1 rRNA gene is annotated in these 1,201 nt (G+C 58.7%); it reads left to right on the top strand.

Annotation, left to right across the window (positions count from 1 at the left end):
* A 23S ribosomal RNA gene (locus AC11W3_RS00965) occupies positions 1 to 1,201 on the top strand; the annotation flags it as partial.

Below are 1,201 nucleotides of genomic sequence, written 5' to 3'. Positions count from 1 at the left end.
CGATGAAGGACGTGGTAAGCTGCGATAAGCTCCGGTGAGCCGCAAACAGGCTTCGACCCGGAGATCTCCGAATGGGGTAACCCACCCCGGGTAATTCCGGGGTATCCCCGGCTGAATCCATAGGCCGCGGAAGACAACGCAGGGAAGTGAACCATCTCAGTACCTGCAGGAAAAGAAATCAACCGAGATTCCGTCAGTAGCGGCGAGCGAACGCGGAACAGCCCAAACCACCGTGCTTGCACGGTGGGGTTGTAGGGCCTGCCGGGCCGCAAGGCCGGCGAGTCACAAACCAGCACGCTAGTCGAACAGTCTGGAACGATTGGCCACAGAGGGTGAGAGCCCCGTAGGCGAAAGCGCGCTGGCTCGCTGGGCAGGTTCCTGAGTACCGCGGGACACGGGAAATCCCGCGGGAATCCACGAGGACCATCTCGTAAGGCTAAATACTCCCTGGCGACCGATAGTGAACCAGTACCGTGAGGGAAAGGTGAAAAGAACCCCTGTTAGGGGAGTGAAATAGTACCTGAAACCGTTCATCTACAAGCAGTGGAACCGCCATGGGGCAACCCGGCGGGACCGCGTGCCTTTTGCATAATGAGCCGGCTAGTTACCGTCCGTGGCGAGGCGAAGCGTCGTGCCGAGCCGCAGCGAAAGCGAGTCTGAACAGGGCGTTCAGTCACGGGCCGTACACGCGAAGCGGGATGATCTAGCCTGGGCCAGGATGAAACGCGGGTAACACCGCGTGGAGGTCCGAACCGGTGTTTGTTGAAAAAAGCTCGGATGAGCTCAGGCTAGGGGTGAAAGGCTAATCAAATTCCGTTATAGCTCGTACTCCTCGAAATGCCTTTAGGGGCAGCCTCGGATGAACACCCGCGGTGGTAAAGCGCTGGATGGACTAGGGGCCTTACCAGGTTACTGAATCCAACCAAACTCTGAATGCCGCGGAGTGCTGTCCGGGAGTGAGACGGCGGGGGATAAGCTTCGTCGTCGAAAGGGAAAGAACCCAGAGCGCCAGCTAAGGTCCCCAAATCCGTGCTCAGTGGAAAACGATGTGGAGACGCTCCGACAGCCAGGAGGTTGGCTTAGAAGCAGCCATCCTTTAAAGAAAGCGTAATAGCTCACTGGTCAAGTGGCTCCGCGCGGACAATTCAACGGGGCTCAAGCACGGTACCGAAGCTGCGTCTGCCGTCCGGATGCGTCCGGG

The sequence above is a fragment of the Geomonas sp. genome (assembly GCF_056994735.1).
The sequence above is the reverse complement of the archived record's forward strand: the minus strand, read 5'-3'. Positions and strand labels throughout refer to the sequence as shown.